Origin of the sequence: Streptomyces sp. NBC_01439 (assembly GCF_036227605.1) — a bacterium.
GTDB lineage: Bacteria > Actinomycetota > Actinomycetes > Streptomycetales > Streptomycetaceae > Streptomyces.
On record NZ_CP109487.1, the window covers coordinates 2,465,550 to 2,482,264 of the forward strand.

General features: G+C 72.8%; 18 protein-coding genes. 13 read left to right on the plus strand and 5 right to left on the minus strand.

The annotated features are described in order from the left end of the window. Positions 1 to 57 precede the first annotated feature (57 nt). From OG207_RS10810 to OG207_RS10820, 3 genes are read right to left on the minus strand one after another with little or no spacing between them, the layout of a single operon-like run. Positions 58 to 894 (minus strand): hypothetical protein, encoded by an 837-nt coding sequence (locus tag OG207_RS10810; protein WP_329098072.1) that lies wholly within the window; start codon positions 892 to 894, stop codon positions 58 to 60. Next, entirely contained in the window at positions 891 to 1,544 is a 654-nt protein-coding gene (locus OG207_RS10815; RefSeq protein WP_329098074.1) for a response regulator transcription factor, read from the minus strand. Before OG207_RS10815 ends, OG207_RS10810 begins: the two co-directional genes overlap by 4 nt. Continuing rightward, complete coding sequence (locus tag OG207_RS10820; RefSeq protein WP_329098076.1) at positions 1,532 to 2,809, minus strand: sensor histidine kinase; 1,278 nt, start codon at positions 2,807 to 2,809, stop codon at positions 1,532 to 1,534. Before OG207_RS10820 ends, OG207_RS10815 begins: the two co-directional genes overlap by 13 nt. Positions 2,810 to 2,985: 176 nt before the next feature. Between OG207_RS10820 and OG207_RS10825 the strand changes: the two genes are divergently transcribed. Further along, positions 2,986 to 3,480, plus strand: a complete 495-nt coding sequence (locus OG207_RS10825; RefSeq protein WP_329098077.1) for a hypothetical protein — start codon at positions 2,986 to 2,988, stop codon at positions 3,478 to 3,480. Positions 3,481 to 3,568: 88 nt separating this feature from the next. Continuing rightward, positions 3,569 to 3,970 (plus strand): VOC family protein, encoded by a 402-nt coding sequence (locus OG207_RS10830; protein ID WP_327382610.1) that lies wholly within the window; start codon positions 3,569 to 3,571, stop codon positions 3,968 to 3,970. Here OG207_RS10830 and OG207_RS10835 read toward each other — a convergent pair. After that, positions 3,901 to 4,638, minus strand: coding sequence for a helix-turn-helix domain-containing protein (locus OG207_RS10835; RefSeq protein WP_329098080.1), 738 nt, complete (start codon positions 4,636 to 4,638; stop codon positions 3,901 to 3,903). The genes OG207_RS10830 and OG207_RS10835 overlap by 70 nt on opposite strands. Before the next feature lie 166 nt (positions 4,639 to 4,804). Between OG207_RS10835 and OG207_RS10840 the strand changes: the two genes are divergently transcribed. After that, a complete protein-coding gene (locus tag OG207_RS10840; protein ID WP_329098082.1) occupies positions 4,805 to 5,638 on the plus strand; it encodes a class I SAM-dependent methyltransferase in 834 nt (277 codons plus the stop codon). Between the two features lie 25 nt (positions 5,639 to 5,663). Here the strand turns inward: OG207_RS10840 and OG207_RS10845 are convergent, their stop codons facing one another. Further along, positions 5,664 to 6,779: a YihY/virulence factor BrkB family protein gene (locus tag OG207_RS10845; protein ID WP_329098084.1), complete on the minus strand. Its 1,116-nt coding sequence runs from the start codon at positions 6,777 to 6,779 to the stop codon at positions 5,664 to 5,666. A gap of 17 nt (positions 6,780 to 6,796) precedes the next feature. Between OG207_RS10845 and OG207_RS10850 the strand changes: the two genes are divergently transcribed. The 10 genes from OG207_RS10850 to OG207_RS10895 all read left to right on the plus strand — a co-directional run bounded on the left by OG207_RS10850 (position 6,797) and on the right by OG207_RS10895 (position 16,646). After that, positions 6,797 to 8,440, plus strand: a complete 1,644-nt coding sequence (locus tag OG207_RS10850) for an acyl-CoA dehydrogenase family protein (protein ID WP_329098086.1) — start codon at positions 6,797 to 6,799, stop codon at positions 8,438 to 8,440. Between the two features lie 356 nt (positions 8,441 to 8,796). Continuing rightward, entirely contained in the window at positions 8,797 to 10,059 is a 1,263-nt protein-coding gene (locus OG207_RS10855; protein ID WP_329107539.1) for a GAF domain-containing protein, read from the plus strand. A 5-nt stretch (positions 10,060 to 10,064) separates the two neighbouring features. After that, on the plus strand, positions 10,065 to 10,628 hold the full coding sequence (locus OG207_RS10860; RefSeq protein WP_329098088.1) for a GNAT family N-acetyltransferase: 564 nt from the start codon (positions 10,065 to 10,067) through the stop codon (positions 10,626 to 10,628). A 214-nt stretch (positions 10,629 to 10,842) separates the two neighbouring features. Beyond that, positions 10,843 to 10,926 carry a putative leader peptide gene (locus OG207_RS10865; RefSeq protein ID WP_312847410.1) on the plus strand — a complete coding sequence of 28 codons (84 nt, stop codon included), beginning with the start codon at positions 10,843 to 10,845 and terminating at the stop codon, positions 10,924 to 10,926. 214 nt (positions 10,927 to 11,140) lie between these two features. Next, positions 11,141 to 12,847 carry a nitrite/sulfite reductase gene (locus tag OG207_RS10870; RefSeq protein WP_329098090.1) on the plus strand — a complete coding sequence of 569 codons (1,707 nt, stop codon included), beginning with the start codon at positions 11,141 to 11,143 and terminating at the stop codon, positions 12,845 to 12,847. Further along, the gene (locus OG207_RS10875) at positions 12,844 to 13,041 is read left to right on the plus strand and encodes a hypothetical protein (protein WP_329098092.1); all 198 of its coding nucleotides are present in this window, start codon (positions 12,844 to 12,846) and stop codon (positions 13,039 to 13,041) included. Before OG207_RS10870 ends, OG207_RS10875 begins: the two co-directional genes overlap by 4 nt. Continuing rightward, a complete protein-coding gene (locus tag OG207_RS10880) occupies positions 13,038 to 13,766 on the plus strand; it encodes a phosphoadenylyl-sulfate reductase (RefSeq protein WP_329098094.1) in 729 nt (242 codons plus the stop codon). The genes OG207_RS10875 and OG207_RS10880 overlap by 4 nt, the downstream gene beginning before the upstream one ends. Before the next feature lie 47 nt (positions 13,767 to 13,813). Next, positions 13,814 to 14,359, plus strand: coding sequence for an adenylyl-sulfate kinase (gene cysC, locus OG207_RS10885; protein WP_329098097.1), 546 nt, complete (start codon positions 13,814 to 13,816; stop codon positions 14,357 to 14,359). Further along, positions 14,356 to 15,294 carry a sulfate adenylyltransferase subunit CysD gene (gene cysD, locus OG207_RS10890; protein WP_329098098.1) on the plus strand — a complete coding sequence of 313 codons (939 nt, stop codon included), beginning with the start codon at positions 14,356 to 14,358 and terminating at the stop codon, positions 15,292 to 15,294. The genes cysC and cysD overlap by 4 nt, the downstream gene beginning before the upstream one ends. A 2-nt stretch (positions 15,295 to 15,296) precedes the next feature. Further along, positions 15,297 to 16,646 carry a sulfate adenylyltransferase subunit 1 gene (locus tag OG207_RS10895; RefSeq protein ID WP_329098100.1) on the plus strand — a complete coding sequence of 450 codons (1,350 nt, stop codon included), beginning with the start codon at positions 15,297 to 15,299 and terminating at the stop codon, positions 16,644 to 16,646. Positions 16,647 to 16,715: the final 69 nt, after the last annotated feature.

Below are 16,715 nucleotides of genomic sequence, written 5' to 3' on the forward strand. Positions count from 1 at the left end.
TCCGAATAGCGGCAGCTCGGTCGCCAATCCGTTCGATCGAAATGCGACGTAGCGGACTTACGCGCCGGCGTCCGCCCAGGGCCCGTCCGGGTACGCCGCCCGGGCGCGGCCGACGCCCGCCTCGATGTCCAGGCTGCGGGGCGACGTGGCGTCGCGCAGGGCGTCCGGCACCTCGCAGCGGCCGGCTCCGGTCTCGCAGCGGACCTTGAAGCGGGTGGCCTCCGGCACGGTGAGGGCCAGGCGGCCGGAGCCGACGCGGGCCGTGACCTCGTCGGGCGGGGTGACGAAGGTGGTGACGGCCCGGCCCGAACCGACCCGTATCTCGGCCCGGGGCGAGGTCAGGCCGGTGGCGCGCAGGTGGCCCGAGCCGACCTCGGCGCGCAGGGCGCCGCGCAGCCCGTCGATCTCGACCTGGCCGGAGTCGGCCTTCGTGTCGACGGTGCCGCCCAGTCCGCTGAGCGCGATCCGGCCGGACCGGGTCGTCACCTTCACGGGGATGTCCACGGGTACGGTGACCGCCAACTGGACGGAACAGCCCGCCCCGCCGACCGGCCAGAAGTCCTCGCCGGGGCAGTGCGGGGTCAGCCGCAGGGTGTCGCCGAGCCGGCTCTGCTCGATGGTGGGAGCCTTGAGGGACCAGCTGACCGCGGCCCGGTAGCCGACCTCGTGGTCCGCGCGGGGAGTGACGGTGATGTCCGCGTCGCCTCCGACGATCTCCAGCGCGGTCACCGGGCGGCCGTCACTGCCTCCGTACAGGGTGCTGCTGCGTGCGCTCTCCCAGGACCACACCTGCCAGATGGCCGGTACCACCACGAGGGCCGCACTGAGCGCGGTGGCGATGATCCAGGCCAGGCGGTGCCTGCGGCGGGGCCCATCGGCGGCGGCCGGGGTCACGGCGTGCCGTCCAGGAAGCGCAGGACCGCGAGGACCCGGCGGTGGTCGCCGTCGGCCGGTGGCAGGTCGAGCTTGGCGAAGATGTTGTTGATGTGCTTGGCCACCGCGCTTTCGCTGACGACGAGTTCGGCCGCGACCCCGGCGTTCGAGCGGCCCTCGGCCATCAGGGCCAGCACCTCGCGCTCGCGCGGGGTAAGCCGGCCCAGCGGGTCGGGTCCGCCGCGGCGCAGCAGGAGCTGGGCGACCACCTGCGGGTCGAGCGCGGTGCCGCCCGATGCGACGCGCCGCAGGGCGTCGATGAACTCCTCCACATCGGCGACGCGTTGCTTGAGCAGGTAGCCGATGCCGGCGCCGGTCTGGGTGGCCAGCAGATCGGCGGCGTAGCGCTCCTCCACGAACTGCGAGAGCAGCAGCACCGCCGTGCCGGGACTCTCCTGGCGGATCATCAGGGCCGCCCGGACGCCCTCATCGGTGAAATCGGGCGGCATCCGCACGTCCACGAGGGCCAGTTCGGGGCGGTGTTCCTCGACGGCGGCGAGCAGGGCCTCGGCGTCGCCGGTCTCGGCGACCACCTCGAATCCGGCCATTTCGAGGACTTTGACGAGTCCTATGCGCAGCAGGACGGAATCCTCGGCGATCACAGCCCGCACGGCAACTCCACGGTGATGACGGTCGGACCCCCGAAGGGGCTTTCGATCTTGATCGTTCCGTCGACGGACCCTACCCGTTTGCGCAGGCCCACCAGGCCGGTGCCGCGGGCGGGGTCGGCGCCGCCCACGCCGTCGTCCGTGACGGTGATCCGCAGCCGGTCCCCGCCCGGTGCGGGTCCGTCGGCCGCCGGACCCCGTACGAGGTGCACCCGGCAGCGCTGCGCCCGGGCGTGCTTGGCCACGTTGGCCAGGGTCTCGGAGACCACGAAGTAGGCGACCGCCTCCACGGTGGCCCCGGGCCGCTGCCCGATGTCCACGCTCAGTTCGACGGGGAACGGGGCCCGTGCGGCGATCCCGGAGAGCGCCGCGTCGAGCCCGCGGTCCTCCAGGACGGCCGGGTGCAGGCCCCGTACCAGGCTGCTCAGCTCCTCGATCGCCTCCTTCGCCTCGCGGTGCGCCTCGTCGATGACGGCCTTGGCCTCGGGCGGCAGGTCGGGGAGGGTGGCGCGGGCGATGCCGAGGTTCATGGCGAGGGCGACCAGTCGCTGCTGGGCTCCGTCGTGCAGATCCCGTTCGATCCGGCGGCGTTCGAGGTCGGCGGCGTCCAGCACCCCCGCCCGGCTCTCCGCGAGGTCCTCGACCCGCCGCTCCAGTTCGCGGGCCCGGTTGGGGCCGAGGAGGGAGGCCGCGGCGACGGCGTCGAGCCGGGCGAAGAGGGCCGCGAGCCAGGGCGCGGCGAACAGCAGCAGGACGCCGCCACCGGTGATGGCGTCGTAGTCGTTGCTCCAGCCGGGAGTTCGGGTCTGCGCGGGCAGGATCCAGATCCACCCGTAGACGCAGGCGGCGGTGACGCCGAAGGCCCAGGCGAGCACCACCAGCGCGCCGGCGACGGCGGCGAGCGGGCTGACCAGCAGGTGGTAGCCGTACTGGCGCCAGGTCGCCTCGGAGCGCAGCCGCCGCACCAGAGCGAGCGGGGTGAGCCGGCCGCCCTCCCGTGCGACCCGGGGCACGTCAAGGCCGAGCAACACCCGGAACCGGCTGCGTTGGAGCCGGGTGAGGAGCGGGCCGAGCAGCAGGACCAGCAGGGGCGGGATCATACCGGGCCCGGGCGCCGTGACGGTGCAGACGAGGCAGAGGAGCACGGGCAGGGCGGCCGGGATCGCGGCGGCGGTGAAGGTGGTGTTGCGCCAGGCCCATGCCGACCACGGGGCGTGCGCCGTGATCCAGATGTAGCCACGCCTCGGCGCGCCCCCGCGAATTGCCATGTCCGTACGGTAGTCGCAGTGATCATGAGCCTGCCATAACGCGGGCACCCGTACGGGGGTGTACCTGGTGCCACCCCCGATCCGGATCGAGGGGCTACTGATCTGGCGGGCCCGTCCGGCGAGGCTGGTGGTGTGCCCGGGCGGACGGACCGCCGGGCCGGAAGGAGACCCCCGCCATGGCCCTCGCCGCCCCGCAGCCCCGCGCCTGGCGCACCCCCCGCGCCCTCGGCACCGCCCGCACCGCCCGCATCCTCCGCGCCGCCCGCACGTTCCGCACCGCTCGCACGTTCCGCGCCGCCCGCGTCCTCCGCGCCCCGCGGACGGCCACCGTGCTCACCGGCGCCGGAGTAATGTTGCTGCCCTGGGTGGTGGTGCTGGCGAAGACGATGCCGCAGACCACCGAGGTCTCGCACTGGTCCACGGCGTGGATCGGCCTGGACCTGGCGCTGGCCGCCGGGCTGACCGGGACCGGGGCGCTGCTGCGCAGGCAGGATCCCCGGGCGTCCCCGCTCGCGGCGGCGACGGCCGCGCTGCTGGTGATGGACGCCTGGTTCGACGTGACGACCTCGGCCGGGACCGGCGGTCAGGGGATGGCGCTGCTGCTGGCGGCGGGCGCGGAGCTGCCGTTGGCGGTCGCCTGCGCGGTGGTGGCGGTGCGCCGACCGCGCTGATGCAGGGGTGCGTGCCGGGGCGGGACACGGCGCGTCCGGTGTCCGATTCGTTCAAGACGGCCGCCCGGTGCCCGCCTAGCCTGTTGCCATGACTCCTCGACTCGACCTCATCGGCATGGTGGTCTCCGACATGGCCGCCTCGCTCGCCTTCTACCGCCGCCTCGGGTTGGACGTTCCGGCCGAGGCCGACGGTCTGCCGCACGTGGAGGCCGTCCTGCCCGGGGGCCTGCGGATCGCGTGGGACACGGAGGACACCGTCCGCTCCTTCGACCCGTCGTGGACCCCGCCCACCGGCGACGGCCGCCGGGACCTGGCCTTCCTGTGCGACTCCCCCGCCGAGGTGGACGCGCTGTACGCCGAGCTGACCGCCGCCGGGCACACCGGACACCTGAAGCCCTGGGACGCCTTCTGGGGCCAGCGCTACGCCGTCGTCCTCGACCCCGACGGCTGCGGGGTCTCGCTCTTCGCCCCGTCGGCTCCGGCGGCGTAGGCCCGCAGGGGCGTCCCGGCCAGCGCCCGCACCTCACGGGCGAGGTGCGCCTGGTCGGCGTACCCGGCGACGCATGCGACCTCGGCGTACGGCAGGCCCGCGCGGGCCAGGGCCAGGGCCCGGCGCAGCCGCAGGATGCGGCCGAGCGCCCGGGGGCCGTACCCGAAGGCGTCGAGCGAGCGCCGGTGCAGCTGCCGCTCCCCGAGGCCGACGGCGCGGGCGATCGCGGCCACCGCCTCGCCCGCCCGGAGCCGGGCCACGACCTCGGCGATCAGCAGGTCGGGCGCACCGGCATCGGCGGCGCGGGTCCGGGCCAGCGCTTCGAGTCCCGCTCGCGCGTCCCCGTACCCCTCGACCAGGGCGGACGCCCGGCGTACCGCACGGGCGGGCCACAGGTCGGTGAGCTCGACGCGCCGGTCCCGCAGCTCGCGCGCCGGTACGCCGATCAGCGCGGGCGCCGTGCCGGGAGCGAGCCGGATCCCCGCGAAGGCGCCGCCGGGGACCTCCCCGGCCGGATGCGGCCCGGTGTCGGGTCCGGCCACCAGCAGCCGCCCGTCGACCCACAGCAGGTCCATGCAGCCGTCGGGCAGCACCACCGCGCCGCCGCCCGCGGCGGCGCGCCACAGCACGGCCCCGGGGACGACCTCGGACACGGCTTCCTCGTACACCGCTCCAGGTTAAGGACCGGGAGTCTCTTTCGGATCAGGCCCGGCGCGCCTCGGTGGGGCGGGCGGGCGCCGGTGGAGGATCGGTGGGGCGGCGGATGCGGCCGATGCGGGCCGCATCCGCCGCGTCCGCCGCATCCCCCTCCCCGCCCCGTGAAGAGGTCCGGACGTGAACCTGCCCGACGACGACCCGCCGCCGCGTCCCGAGGCGGTGGCCGGCGGCCGCTACGGCGAGGCGGTGTTCCGGCCGGAGCTGGCGGGCGAGGACGACCGCATCGACCTCGGCGCGCTCGCCTACGACGACTTCACGCTGGCACGGCTGCGCGCGCTGGGCGCCGGGCCGGGCTGGCGCTGCCTGGACGTGGGCGCGGGAACGGGGACGGTCGCCCGGCTCCTGCTGGAGCGGGCCGGGGTCTCGGAGGTCCTTGCCGTCGACCGGGACACGGCCTTCCTGCGGGCCCACCCGGCGCCCGGGCTCACTGCGCTGGAGGCGGACGTCACCGCCCTGGACTTCAATCCGGGACGGTTCCAGCTGGTGCACGCCCGGTTCGTGCTGATGCACCTGCGGAACTGGCCGCGGATGATCGGCAAGCTCGCCTCCCTGGTCGCCCCGGGCGGTGTCCTGGTCCTCGGCGACGCGGTCGACCTGACCACCCCCGCCGCGCCGACGACCACGTACGGGCGGGTGGTGCGGGCGATGTGGCAGGGGCTCGGGGACAGCCTGGGCACCGACGTCTCCTGGGTGCCGGAGTATCCCGCGCACCTGCAGGAGGCCGGTCTGCTGTCCGTGGGGGCCGAGGTCCTCGTCCCCCCGCTGCTGCCGGGAAGCCCCATCAGCCGGTTCTGGGCCGGTACGTGGGAACGCGCGCGGGGACCGATGACGGCCACCGGGCTGGTCGACGACGCGGAGATCGACGCGGCGATCCGCTACCTGGACTCGCCGGACTGCGCCGCGCTCTCCCCCGGCCTGCTCACCGCCTGGGGCGTGAAGGGTCCGGCGTAGCGTTTCGCCGCCACCGGTCGGGCCCTCAGTGCTTGCGCAGCCGGGAGTGGTAGTCCTCGGGCGGCAGGAACTTCGACCACCGCTCCGGGAACTCCGACGGCATCCCGTCGTCCTCGTCGTCCTCCGACTCGCCCTCCGCCATCGCCCGCCAGGCGGCGGCCCGCGCGATCAGCTGGGCGGCCTCCTCTTCCCGGGCCCGCTCGTTCGCCTCGCGCGCCGCCGCCGTGGCCACGGAGGGCCACACCCGGTCGATCGCGGCGTTGACGGCGGCCCCGACCAGCACCGCGAAGGCCGAGATGCCGATCCACAGGAGCACCGCCACGGGCGCGGCCAGTGATCCGTAGATCGTCGGCCCCTCCACCGTGTTGGTGAGGTAGATCCGCAGCAGGAACGAGCCCAGCACCCACATGGCGAGGGCCACCAGCGCCCCCGGCACGTCCTCGATCCACGGCGAGCGCACGGGCACGGACACGTGGTAGAGCGTGGTGAGGAAGGCGATGGACAGCAGGGTGACGGTGGGCCAGTACAGGACCGCGATCACTTCGGTGCCCCAGGGCACCAGCCGCACGACCGCGTCCGGGCCCACCACCATCAGCGGCAGCACGATCGCGCCGATCAGCAGGGCGATGACGTAGAGCAGGAAGGCCAGCAGCCGGGTCTTGACGATGCCGCGATGGCCGTCGAGCCCGTACATCACGGTGATGGTGTCGATGAAGACGTTGACGGCCCGGGATCCCGACCAGAGGGCGAAGGCGAAACCGAGCGAAATCAGGTCGGGGCGACCGCTGCGGGTGACGTCGTCCAGCAGTGGTCTGGCGATGTCGTTGACGCCCCGGTCGGACAGGACCGTGCCGACCGCCGCAAGGATGTTCTCCTCAATGCTTTCCACCGTACGGGTGTCGGTCCAGCCGTCCACGTAGCCGAGCAGGCCCAGCAGGCCCAGGAAGAGCGGGGGCAGCGAGAGCAGCGTGAAGAACGCCGCCTCCGCCGCGAGCCCGAGGATCCGGTACTCAATGCACGAGTTGACGGTGTCCTTCAGCAGCAGCCAGCCCATCTTCCGCATCGAGACGTTGCGGTAGAGGGCACGGGCCCGGTGGAGCCGTCCTGGGATCCGCTCGGGTGTTTCTTTTGCTGGCTGCACGTCCTTACGGTATCCGCATGGCAGCCACCACCCACACAGTCAGCAACCAGGCCCCGCCCCTGGTGGGGTACGACGTCTACGGCGGCGATCGGGCCCTCACCGAGGGCGTCGAGCGTCACCTCGCGGCCGCGGATCCCGAACTCCTCGACGAGGTAAGGGAGGAGCTCACCGACCTCGGGCAGGCGGCCGGTTCCGCGCAGGCCCAGGAATGGGGAGTGCAGTCGAACGAGAATCCGCCCAAGCTGCGGACGCACGACCGGTACGGGAACCGGATCGACGAGGTCGATTTCCACCCGTCCTGGCACCGGTTGCTGGGGCACGCCGTGACGTCCGGGCTCACCGACGCCTGGGGGCGTCCGGCCGGACACCTGCGCCGCGCCGCCGGGTTCTTCATCTGGTCGCAGGCCGAGGCGGGGCACGGCTGCCCCATCTCGATGACGCACGCCGCCGTGCCGGCGCTGCGCACCGATCCGGAGCTGGCTGCCGAATGGGAGCCGCGGCTGACCTCGCACGTGTACGAGCAGGGGCTGCGGCCGGCCGCCGAGAAGGGCGGTGTGCTCTTCGGCATGGGGATGACGGAGAAGCAGGGCGGCAGCGACGTACGGGCGAACACGACGGCCGCGGTACCGCTGGACGCGTCCGGCGAGTACCTGCTGACCGGGCACAAGTGGTTCTGCTCGGCGCCGATGTGCGACGGCTTCCTGGTGCTGGCGCAGGCTCCGGGCGGGCTGACCTGCTTCCTGGTGCCGCGGGTGCTGCCGGACGGGACGCACAACGTCTTCGCGATCCAGCGGCTGAAGGACAAGCTGGGCAACAAGTCGAACGCTTCGAGCGAGGTGGAGTTCGACGGGACCTGGGCGCGGCGGGTCGGTGAGGAGGGCCGCGGGGTGCGGACCATCATCGAGATGGTCGCGGCGACCCGGCTGGACTGCGTCATCGGCTCGGCCTCGCTGATGCGGCAGGCCCTGACGCAGGCCGTGCACCACGCGGAGCACCGCTCTGCTTTCGGAGCGCCGCTCATCGACCAGCCGCTGATGCGCAACGTGCTCGCCGATCTCGCCCTGGAGTCGGAGGCGGCCACCACCTTGACCCTGCGCCTGGCCGCCGCCAACGACGCCGCGACCGAGCAGGAGAAGGCCTTCCTGCGTCTCGCCGTTCCCGCCGCCAAGTACTGGGTGACCAAGCGCTGTACGCCGATGGTGGCGGAGGCCCTGGAATGTCTGGGGGGCAACGGCTACGTAGAGGAGTCGGGGCTGCCCAGACTGTTGCGCGAATCCCCGCTGAACTCCATCTGGGAGGGTTCGGGCAACGTGCAGGCGCTGGACGTACTGCGCGCCCTCCAGCGCGAGCCCCAGGCGCTGAACGCCTTCCTCCAGGAGGTCGGCCTGGCCCGGGGTGCCGACCACCGGCTGGATTCGGCCATCAAGGACCTGTTGACGGATCTCGCCGATCTGGAGGGCATCGAGGCACGAGCCCGCCGCGTGGTGGAGCGCATGGCGCTGGTGCTCCAGGGATCGCTGCTGGTGCGGTGGGCCCCGCCGGAGGTCGCGGACGCCTTCTGCGCCTCGCGGCTGGGCGGCGACTGGGGCGCGGCCTTCGGCACGCTGCCGCACAGCCTTGACCTGCGCGCGGTGGTGGAACGGGCGCGGATCGCGGGCTAGGAGAGAGCCCCCGTCGGGCTCCACGGCGGTCCCCAAACCGCTCCCAGCCGAGATCCGGGCCCATCACCGGTACAAGGGTGGCGCCGCGCCGACTCGGCACCACCCCTGATCCGAAGCCCCGAGGAGGAGCCGGCACGCCGCTCTGCGGCGTCCGGACAGTTTCGGTCGACCGACCGGGACTTGGCGAGAGTTGCATACCGTTGCAACCTTTGGAGTCGGCAGCCGTCCGTCGCAGTGCCCGGGGGAAGCAGCACCGCGGACCGCCCGGCGGCCCGCGTCGTACGTCCTGTTCGCACGGGGAGGTTCCGGTGGCCGACACCACAGGCAGCACGGTCGATGCGGCACGCATCTCGGCCATGGACGCGCGGGCGGCGGCACGTCTGCTCAAGGGCGTGCGGGCGGCGGCACTGGCCGGGGACCGTCCCCCGGCCGCGCCCCGGCCGGAGATCGCGGAGTCCTGGCGCCGGATGCTGGCCGGCGGGGTGCACCCGGACCGGGACGCGCGCTCGCGGGTGCTGTCGGCCACCGAGACGGAGGAGCGGCGGCACGTGTCGCCGCTGCGGGAGGTCCTGCCGGTGCTGCGCGAGGGTCTGCTGCCGGCCCTGGACGAGGCCCTGCACATCATGGTCGTCGCCGACGCGGACGGGCGGCTGTTGTGGCGGGAGGGCCACTCCTCCATCCTGCGCAAGGCGGACCGGCTCGGCTTCGCGGTCGGCGCGGACTGGGACGAGGCCGTCGTCGGCACGAACGGGGTGGGCACCGCCCTGGTGACCCGGCGCCCGGTGCAGGTGTTCTCGGCCGAGCACTTCGTCTCCAGCCACCACGACTGGACCTGCGCGGGGGCGCCCGTACGGGACCCGCGCGACGGGCGGCTGCTGGGCGTGGTCGACGTCAGCGGTCCGCTGGCCACCATGCACCCGGCGACGCTGGCGTGGGTGAGCTCAGTGGCCCGGCTCGCGGAGCGGGAGCTGCGGCTGCGGCACCTGGAGTCGCTGGAGCGGCTGCGGATGGTGGCGGCCCCGCTGCTGGCCCGGCTGCCGGGGCGGGCGCTGGCCGTGGACCCGAGCGGCTGGACGGCGGCGGTGACGGGGCTGGCCCCGGCGGAGCGCATCCCGCTGCCGAAGGCCTTCGGACCGGGCCGCATGCGGGTGCCGCGGCTCGGGGAGTGCGTGGTGGAGCCGCTGCCCGGTGGCTGGCTGCTGCGGGTCGCCCAGGACCGGCACAGCACGGCGGTGACCCGGATCGTCCTGGACCTCAGCCGGGCGGGATGCTGGTCGGTGACGGTGTACGGACCCTCAGGGAGTTGGTCGCAGGAGCTGAGTCCGCGCCATGCGGAGCTGCTGTTCCTGCTGGCGCAGAGCCCGCGGGGGCGCTCGGCGGCGGAGCTGGCCGGCGAGCTGTTCGGGGATCCGACGCGCACGGTGACGGTCCGTGCGGAGCTGTCCCGCGTACGCCGCCACCTCGGGAGCGTCCTCACCCACCGGCCGTACCGGTTCGCGGAGGACGTGGAGGTGGAGCTGATCCGCCCCGAGGACCCGGCCGCACTGCTCCCGCACTCGACCGCGCCCGCGGTGGTCCGGGCCCGCCTGGGCCGCACGGGGCCCGGCATGATTCCCTGAGCTGCATGAGCACCATCACTCTCACCACCTGGTCGCTGGAGATGACCTCTCCGGCGGACCTCGTCCCGGCGGCTCCGGCGGGACCGGAGATATCCATCGCCCGGGCGGAGGTCCCCTCCCCCGAATTCAGCCGCTTCCTGTACGCCTCGGTGGGCGGCGACATCCACTGGACGGACCGGCTCTCCCTGACCCGCGCGCAGTGGGTCGAGCAGCTGGACCGACCGGGGGTGGAGACCTGGGTCGCGTACGACCGGGGCACGCCGGCCGGGTACGTGGAGCTCGACCCGCAGGACGACGGCGTGGTGGAGATCATGTACTTCGGCCTCCTCCCCGACTTCCGCGGCCGCCGCATCGGTGGGCACCTGCTGTCGGTGGGCGTCGCCCGCGCCTGGTCCCTCGCGGAGCGCTGGCCGGAGCTGGAGCCGACCCGACGGGTGTGGGTGCACACCTGCAGCCAGGACGGGCCGACGGCGATGAGCAACTACGAGCGGCGCGGCTTCAAGGTCTTCAAGACGGAGACGGAGTCCAAGGTGGAAACCCCGACCCCCGGCCCGTGGCCCGGCGCGTAGCCCCTCCGGGGTCGGTCGGCCGAGCGGGCCGGCTCCGCCGACCCCGGGGCTCCGCCCCGTACCCCGCGCACCGAACCCCGGGCGCGGCCGAAATGCGATGCCCGCCCGGCTTCGATAGGTGACCCCCGTCACGCCATCCCATGATTCGAGACGAGTTCGTCCGAATCGTGGACAGTAGTGGACTCCTCCAATCGGCACATGACACGCTTCCGCCATGAATGGAGCTGGAATTGCCTTGGTGAGTCGGCGGCACGTCGACCTCGGCCGCATGTCCAGCGCCATCTGTCCGGCGCGCTGACGGAACCAGCCACGCCGCACATCGCCGTCGTCCCCGCCGCCGCGGACGCGCCGATCACCCGCTTGCCCCCTGAGGTCGTAGTACCGCCCTGCCCGCCGGCAACCCCGGCGCGGAGCGGGAATCAGCCACACCCGCTCGGAGTCGCCGAGCCCGCAGGGGAGCGCCGTCGCCTCCCCTGCCCTTGCCTCGAGCCGCCGAAGAAGGACGTACCGCCATGGCCGCCACCCCCGAAACGCCCGCGCCCGCCGCCGCAGCCGCCGCGCGCCGCAAGACCGGCCGTCACCGCGGCGAGGGCCAGTGGGCCGTCGGACACCACACGCCCCTCAACGGCAACGAGCAGTTCAAGAAGGACGATGACGGTCTCAACGTGCGGACACGCATTGAGACGATCTACTCCAAGCGCGGGTTCGACTCGATCGACCCCAACGACCTGCGCGGCCGCATGCGCTGGTGGGGCCTCTACACCCAGCGCAAGCCCGGGATCGACGGCGGCAAGACCGCGATCCTGGAGCCGGAGGAGCTGGACGACGAGTACTTCATGCTGCGCGTCCGCATCGACGGCGGCCGGCTGACCACCGAGCAGCTCCGCGTGATCGGCGAGATCTCGGAGGAGTTCGCGCGCGGCACCGCCGACCTCACCGACCGCCAGAACGTGCAGTACCACTGGATCCGGATCGAGGACGTCCCGGAGATCTGGCGCCGGCTGGAGGCCGTGGGCCTGTCCACCACCGAGGCCTGCGGTGACACGCCCCGCGTCATCCTCGGCTCGCCGGTCGCCGGCATCGCCCAGGACGAGATCATCGACGGCACCCCCGCCATCGACGAGATCTACCGCCGCATCGTCGGCAACAAGGACTTCTCCAACCTGCCCCGCAAGTTCAAGTCCGCGATCTCCGGTTCACCGCTCCTCGACGTGGCGCACGAGATCAACGACATCGCGTTCGTGGGCGTGGACCACCCCGAGCACGGCCCCGGCTTCGACGTCTGGGTCGGCGGCGGCCTGTCCACCAACCCGAAGCTGGGTGTGCGCCTGGGCACCTGGGTCTCGCTCGACGAGGTCCCGGACGTCTACGAGGGCGTCATCTCGATCTTCCGCGACTACGGCTACCGCCGGCTGCGCAACCGCGCCCGCCTGAAGTTCCTCGTCGCCGACTGGGGCCCGGTCAAGTTCCGCCAGGTCCTGGAGGACGAGTACCTGAAGCGCAAGCTGACCGACGGTCCCGCGCCCGCGCAGCCGAGCGGCCAGTGGCGCGACCACGTGGGCGTCCACCAGCAGAAGGACGGCAAGTTCTACGTCGGCTTCGCGCCCCGCGTGGGCCGCGTGGACGGCGCCACCCTCACCAAGATCGCCGACGTGGCGGCACAGCACGGCTCCGGCCGCCTGCGCACCACCGCCGAGCAGAAGATGATCGTGCTCGACATCGAGGCCGACCAGGTCGACTCGGTGGTCGGGGCGCTGGAGGCGCTGGACCTGCGGGTCAAGCCGTCCCCGTTCCGCCGCGGCACGATGGCCTGCACCGGCATCGAGTTCTGCAAGCTGGCCATCGTCGAGACCAAGGCGCGCGGCGCCTCGCTGATCGACGAGCTGGAGCGCCGCCTGCCGGACTTCGCCGAGCCGCTCACCATCAACATCAACGGCTGCCCGAACGCCTGCGCCCGCATCCAGGTGGCGGACATCGGCCTCAAGGGCCAGCTGGTCCTGGACGACGACGGCAACCAGGTGGAGGGCTACCAGGTCCACCTCGGCGGCGCCCTCGGCCTCGAGGCCGGCTTCGGCCGCAAGGTCCGCGGCCTCAAGGTCACCTCCGCCGGTCTGCCCGACTACGTCGAGCGGGTCGTCAAGCACTACGAGGAGCAGCGCGAGGACGGCGAGCGCTTCGCGGCGTGGGTCGCCCGCGCGGACGAGAAGAGCCTCTCGTGAGCGAGCGCGCGGCACCGTTCTACTGCCCCTACTGCGGCGACGAGGACCTGTTCCCCAACGAGTCGGGTCACGGCGCGTGGGAATGCAGGGCCTGCAACCGGGCCTTCCAGCTGAAGTACCTCGGGCTGCTGGCCCGGGGCGTTCAGTCGGATTCAGCGGGATCAGCAGGGTCAGCGGGAGGGGACGGAATATGACCACCACTCAAGACGCGAGTCCCACAGCCGGGGAGCTCGAGGCTGCGGCGCTCCAAGACCTGGCCGAGCGTGCGGGCCGGGACCTGGAGGACGCTTCCGCGCTGGACATCCTGCGCTGGGCGGTCGACACCTTCGGCAAGGAGTTCGCCGTGACCTCCTCCATGGAGGACGCGGTCGTCGCGCACCTGGCCTCGCGGGTCCTCCCCGGCGTGGACGTGGTCTTCCTCGACACGGGCTACCACTTCGAGGAGACCATCGGCACCCGTGACGCGGTCGAGGCCGTGATGGACGTCAACGTCATCACGCTGACCCCGCGTCAGAGCGTCGCCGAACAGGACGCCGCGTACGGGCCGAAGCTGCACGACCGGGACCCCGACCTGTGCTGCGCGCTGCGCAAGGTCAAGCCGCTGGAAGAGGGCCTGACGGCCTACCGCGCGTGGGCGACGGGCCTGCGCCGCGACGAGTCCCCGACCCGGGCGAACACCCCGGTGGTCGGCTGGGACGAGAAGCGGCAGAAGGTCAAGGTCTCCCCGATCGCGCGCTGGACCCAGGACGACGTGGAGGCGTACGTCGCCGAGCACGGCGTACTCACCAACCCGCTGCTGATGGACGGCTACGCCTCCGTGGGCTGCGCCCCGTGCACCCGGCGCGTCGCCGAGGGCGAGGACGCGCGGGCCGGCCGCTGGGCCGGGCGGGGCAAGACCGAGTGCGGACTGCACGGCTGATGACGACCGTCGAAGAACTTGTCGAAGAACGTACGGAGACAGAGCAGATGAGCGTGAGCGACCAGGGCGCCACCGTGTGGCTGACCGGGCTGCCGAGCGCGGGCAAGACCACCATCGCCTACGCGCTGGCCGAACGGCTGAGCGCCGAGGGCCACCGGGTGGAGGTGCTCGACGGGGACGAGATCCGCGAGTTCCTCTCCGCGGGCCTGGGCTTCACCCGCGAGGACCGGCACACCAACGTGCAGCGGATCGGCTTCGTCGCCGAGCTCCTCGCGAGCAACGGGGTCAAGGCGCTGGTGCCGGTGATCGCACCGTTCGCGGACAGCCGTGAGGCCGTCCGGGGGCGGCACGCCGCCGAGGGCACCTCGTACCTGGAGGTCCACGTGGCCACCCCGGTCGAGGTCTGCTCGGAGCGTGACGTCAAGGGCCTGTACGCCAAGCAGGCGGCGGGCGAGATCTCCGGTCTGACCGGGGTCGACGACCCGTACGAGGCACCGGACTCCCCGGACCTGCGCATCGAGTCGCACACGCAGACCGTGCAGGAGTCGGCCTCGGCCCTGCACGCGCTGCTCACCGAGAGGGGTCTGGCATGACGACGACCGTCGCACACGTCCACGGCGAGACGGATGCGCCCTACGCGCTGTCACACCTCGACGCCCTCGAGTCCGAGGCCGTGCACATCTTCCGCGAGGTGGCGGGCGAGTTCGAGAAGCCGGTGATCCTGTTCTCCGGCGGCAAGGACTCCATCGTCATGCTGCACCTGGCGCTGAAGGCGTTCGCGCCGGCACCGGTGCCGTTCACGCTGTTGCACGTCGACACGGGCCACAACTTCCCCGAGGTGCTGGAGTACCGCGACCGTACGGTCGAGAAGCACGGCCTGCGCCTGCACGTGGCCTCCGTCCAGGAGTACATCGACGCGGGGAAGCTGCGCGAGCGCCCGGACGGCACCCGCAACCCGCTGCAGACCGTGCCGCTGACCGAAGCGATCCAGAAGCTGAAGTTCGACGCCGTCTTCGGCGGCGGCCGCCGCGACGAGGAGAAGGCCCGCGCCAAGGAGCGGGTGTTCAGCCTCCGCGACGAGTTCTCGCAGTGGGACCCGCGCCGCCAGCGCCCCGAGCTGTGGCAGCTCTACAACGGCCGCCACGCCCCCGGCGAGCACGTGCGGGTCTTCCCGCTCTCGAACTGGACCGAGCTGGACGTCTGGCAGTACATCGCCCGCGAGGGCATCGAGCTGCCGGAGATCTACTTCGCCCACGAGCGCGAGGTGTTCCTGCGCAACGGGATGTGGCTGACGGCCGGCGAGTGGGGCGGCCCGAAGGAAGGCGAGACGCCCGAGACGCGTCTCATCCGCTACCGGACCGTCGGTGACATGTCCTGCACCGGCGCCGTCGACTCCGACGCCGCCACGCTGGACGCCGTGATCGCCGAGATCGCCGTCTCCCGCCTCACCGAGCGGGGCGCGACCCGCGCCGACGACAAGATGTCCGAGGCCGCGATGGAAGACCGCAAGCGCGAAGGGTACTTCTAGACATGAGCAGCACCACCGAGCAGGTCGCCCACCTGGCCGACCTCGCAGCGACCACCCTGCTGCGCTTCGCGACCGCAGGTTCCGTCGACGACGGCAAGTCCACCCTGGTGGGCCGGCTGCTGCACGACTCCAAGTCGGTCCTGACCGACCAGATGGAGGCCGTCGAGGCCGTCTCCGCCCAGCGTGGCCAGGAGGCCCCCGACCTCGCGCTGCTGACCGACGGCCTGCGGGCCGAGCGGGAGCAGGGCATCACCATCGACGTCGCGTACCGGTACTTCGCCACCGCGCGCCGCCGGTTCATCCTCGCGGACACCCCCGGGCACGTGCAGTACACCCGGAACATGGTCACCGGCGCCTCCACCGCCGACCTGGCCGTGGTCCTCGTCGACGCCCGCAACGGCGTGATCGAGCAGACCCGCCGGCACGCGGCCGTGGCCGCGCTGCTGCGCGTCCCGCACGTGGTCCTGGCCGTCAACAAGATGGACCTGGTGGGCTACCAGGAGTCGGTCTTCGCGGCCATCGCCGAGGAGTTCACCGCGTACGCCTCCGACCTCGGCGTCCCGGAGATCACCGCGATCCCGATCTCGGCCCTGGCCGGCGACAACGTGGTCGACGCCTCCGCCAACATGGACTGGTACGGCGGCCCCACGGTGCTGGAGCACCTGGAGACCGTCCCGGTCAGCCACGACCTCACCGCCTGCCCGGCACGTTTCCCGGTGCAGTACGTGATCCGTCCGCAGTCCGCCGCGCACCCCGACTACCGCGGCTACGCGGGCCAGATCGCCTCCGGCGTGCTGCGCGTCGGCGAGGCCGTGACCGTCCTGCCGTCCGGCCGGACCTCGGTCATCGAGGGCATCGACGCGCTCGGCGAGAGCGTGGACATCGCCTGGGCCCCGCAGTCGGTGACGCTGCGCCTGAAGGACGACATCGACATCTCGCGCGGCGACCTGATCGCGCCCTCCGCGAACGCGCCGGCCACCACGCAGGACGTCGAGGCGACGGTCTGCCACGTGGCCGACCAGCCGCTGGCCGTCGGCGCCCGGGTGCTGATCAAGCACACCACGCGCACGGTCAAGGCGATCGTCAAGGAGATCCCCTCGCGGCTGACCCTGGACGACCTGTCCCAGCACCCGAACCCCGGGCAGCTGGTGGCCAACGACATCGGCCGCGTCGTCGTCCGCACCGCCGAGCCCCTCGCGCTCGACGCGTACGCCGACTCGCGCCGCACCGGCTCCTTCCTGCTGATCGACCCCGCGGACGGAACCACCCTGGCGGCAGGCATGGCGGGCGAATCCTTCGCCTCCACGGCCGAGACCACCGTCCAGACCGACGAGGAAGGTTGGGACTTCTAACCCATGCTCCCCGACATCTACTCCACCTTCGCGAAGGAGGGCGGCCGTGTGGGCAGCGGCGCCCTCGGC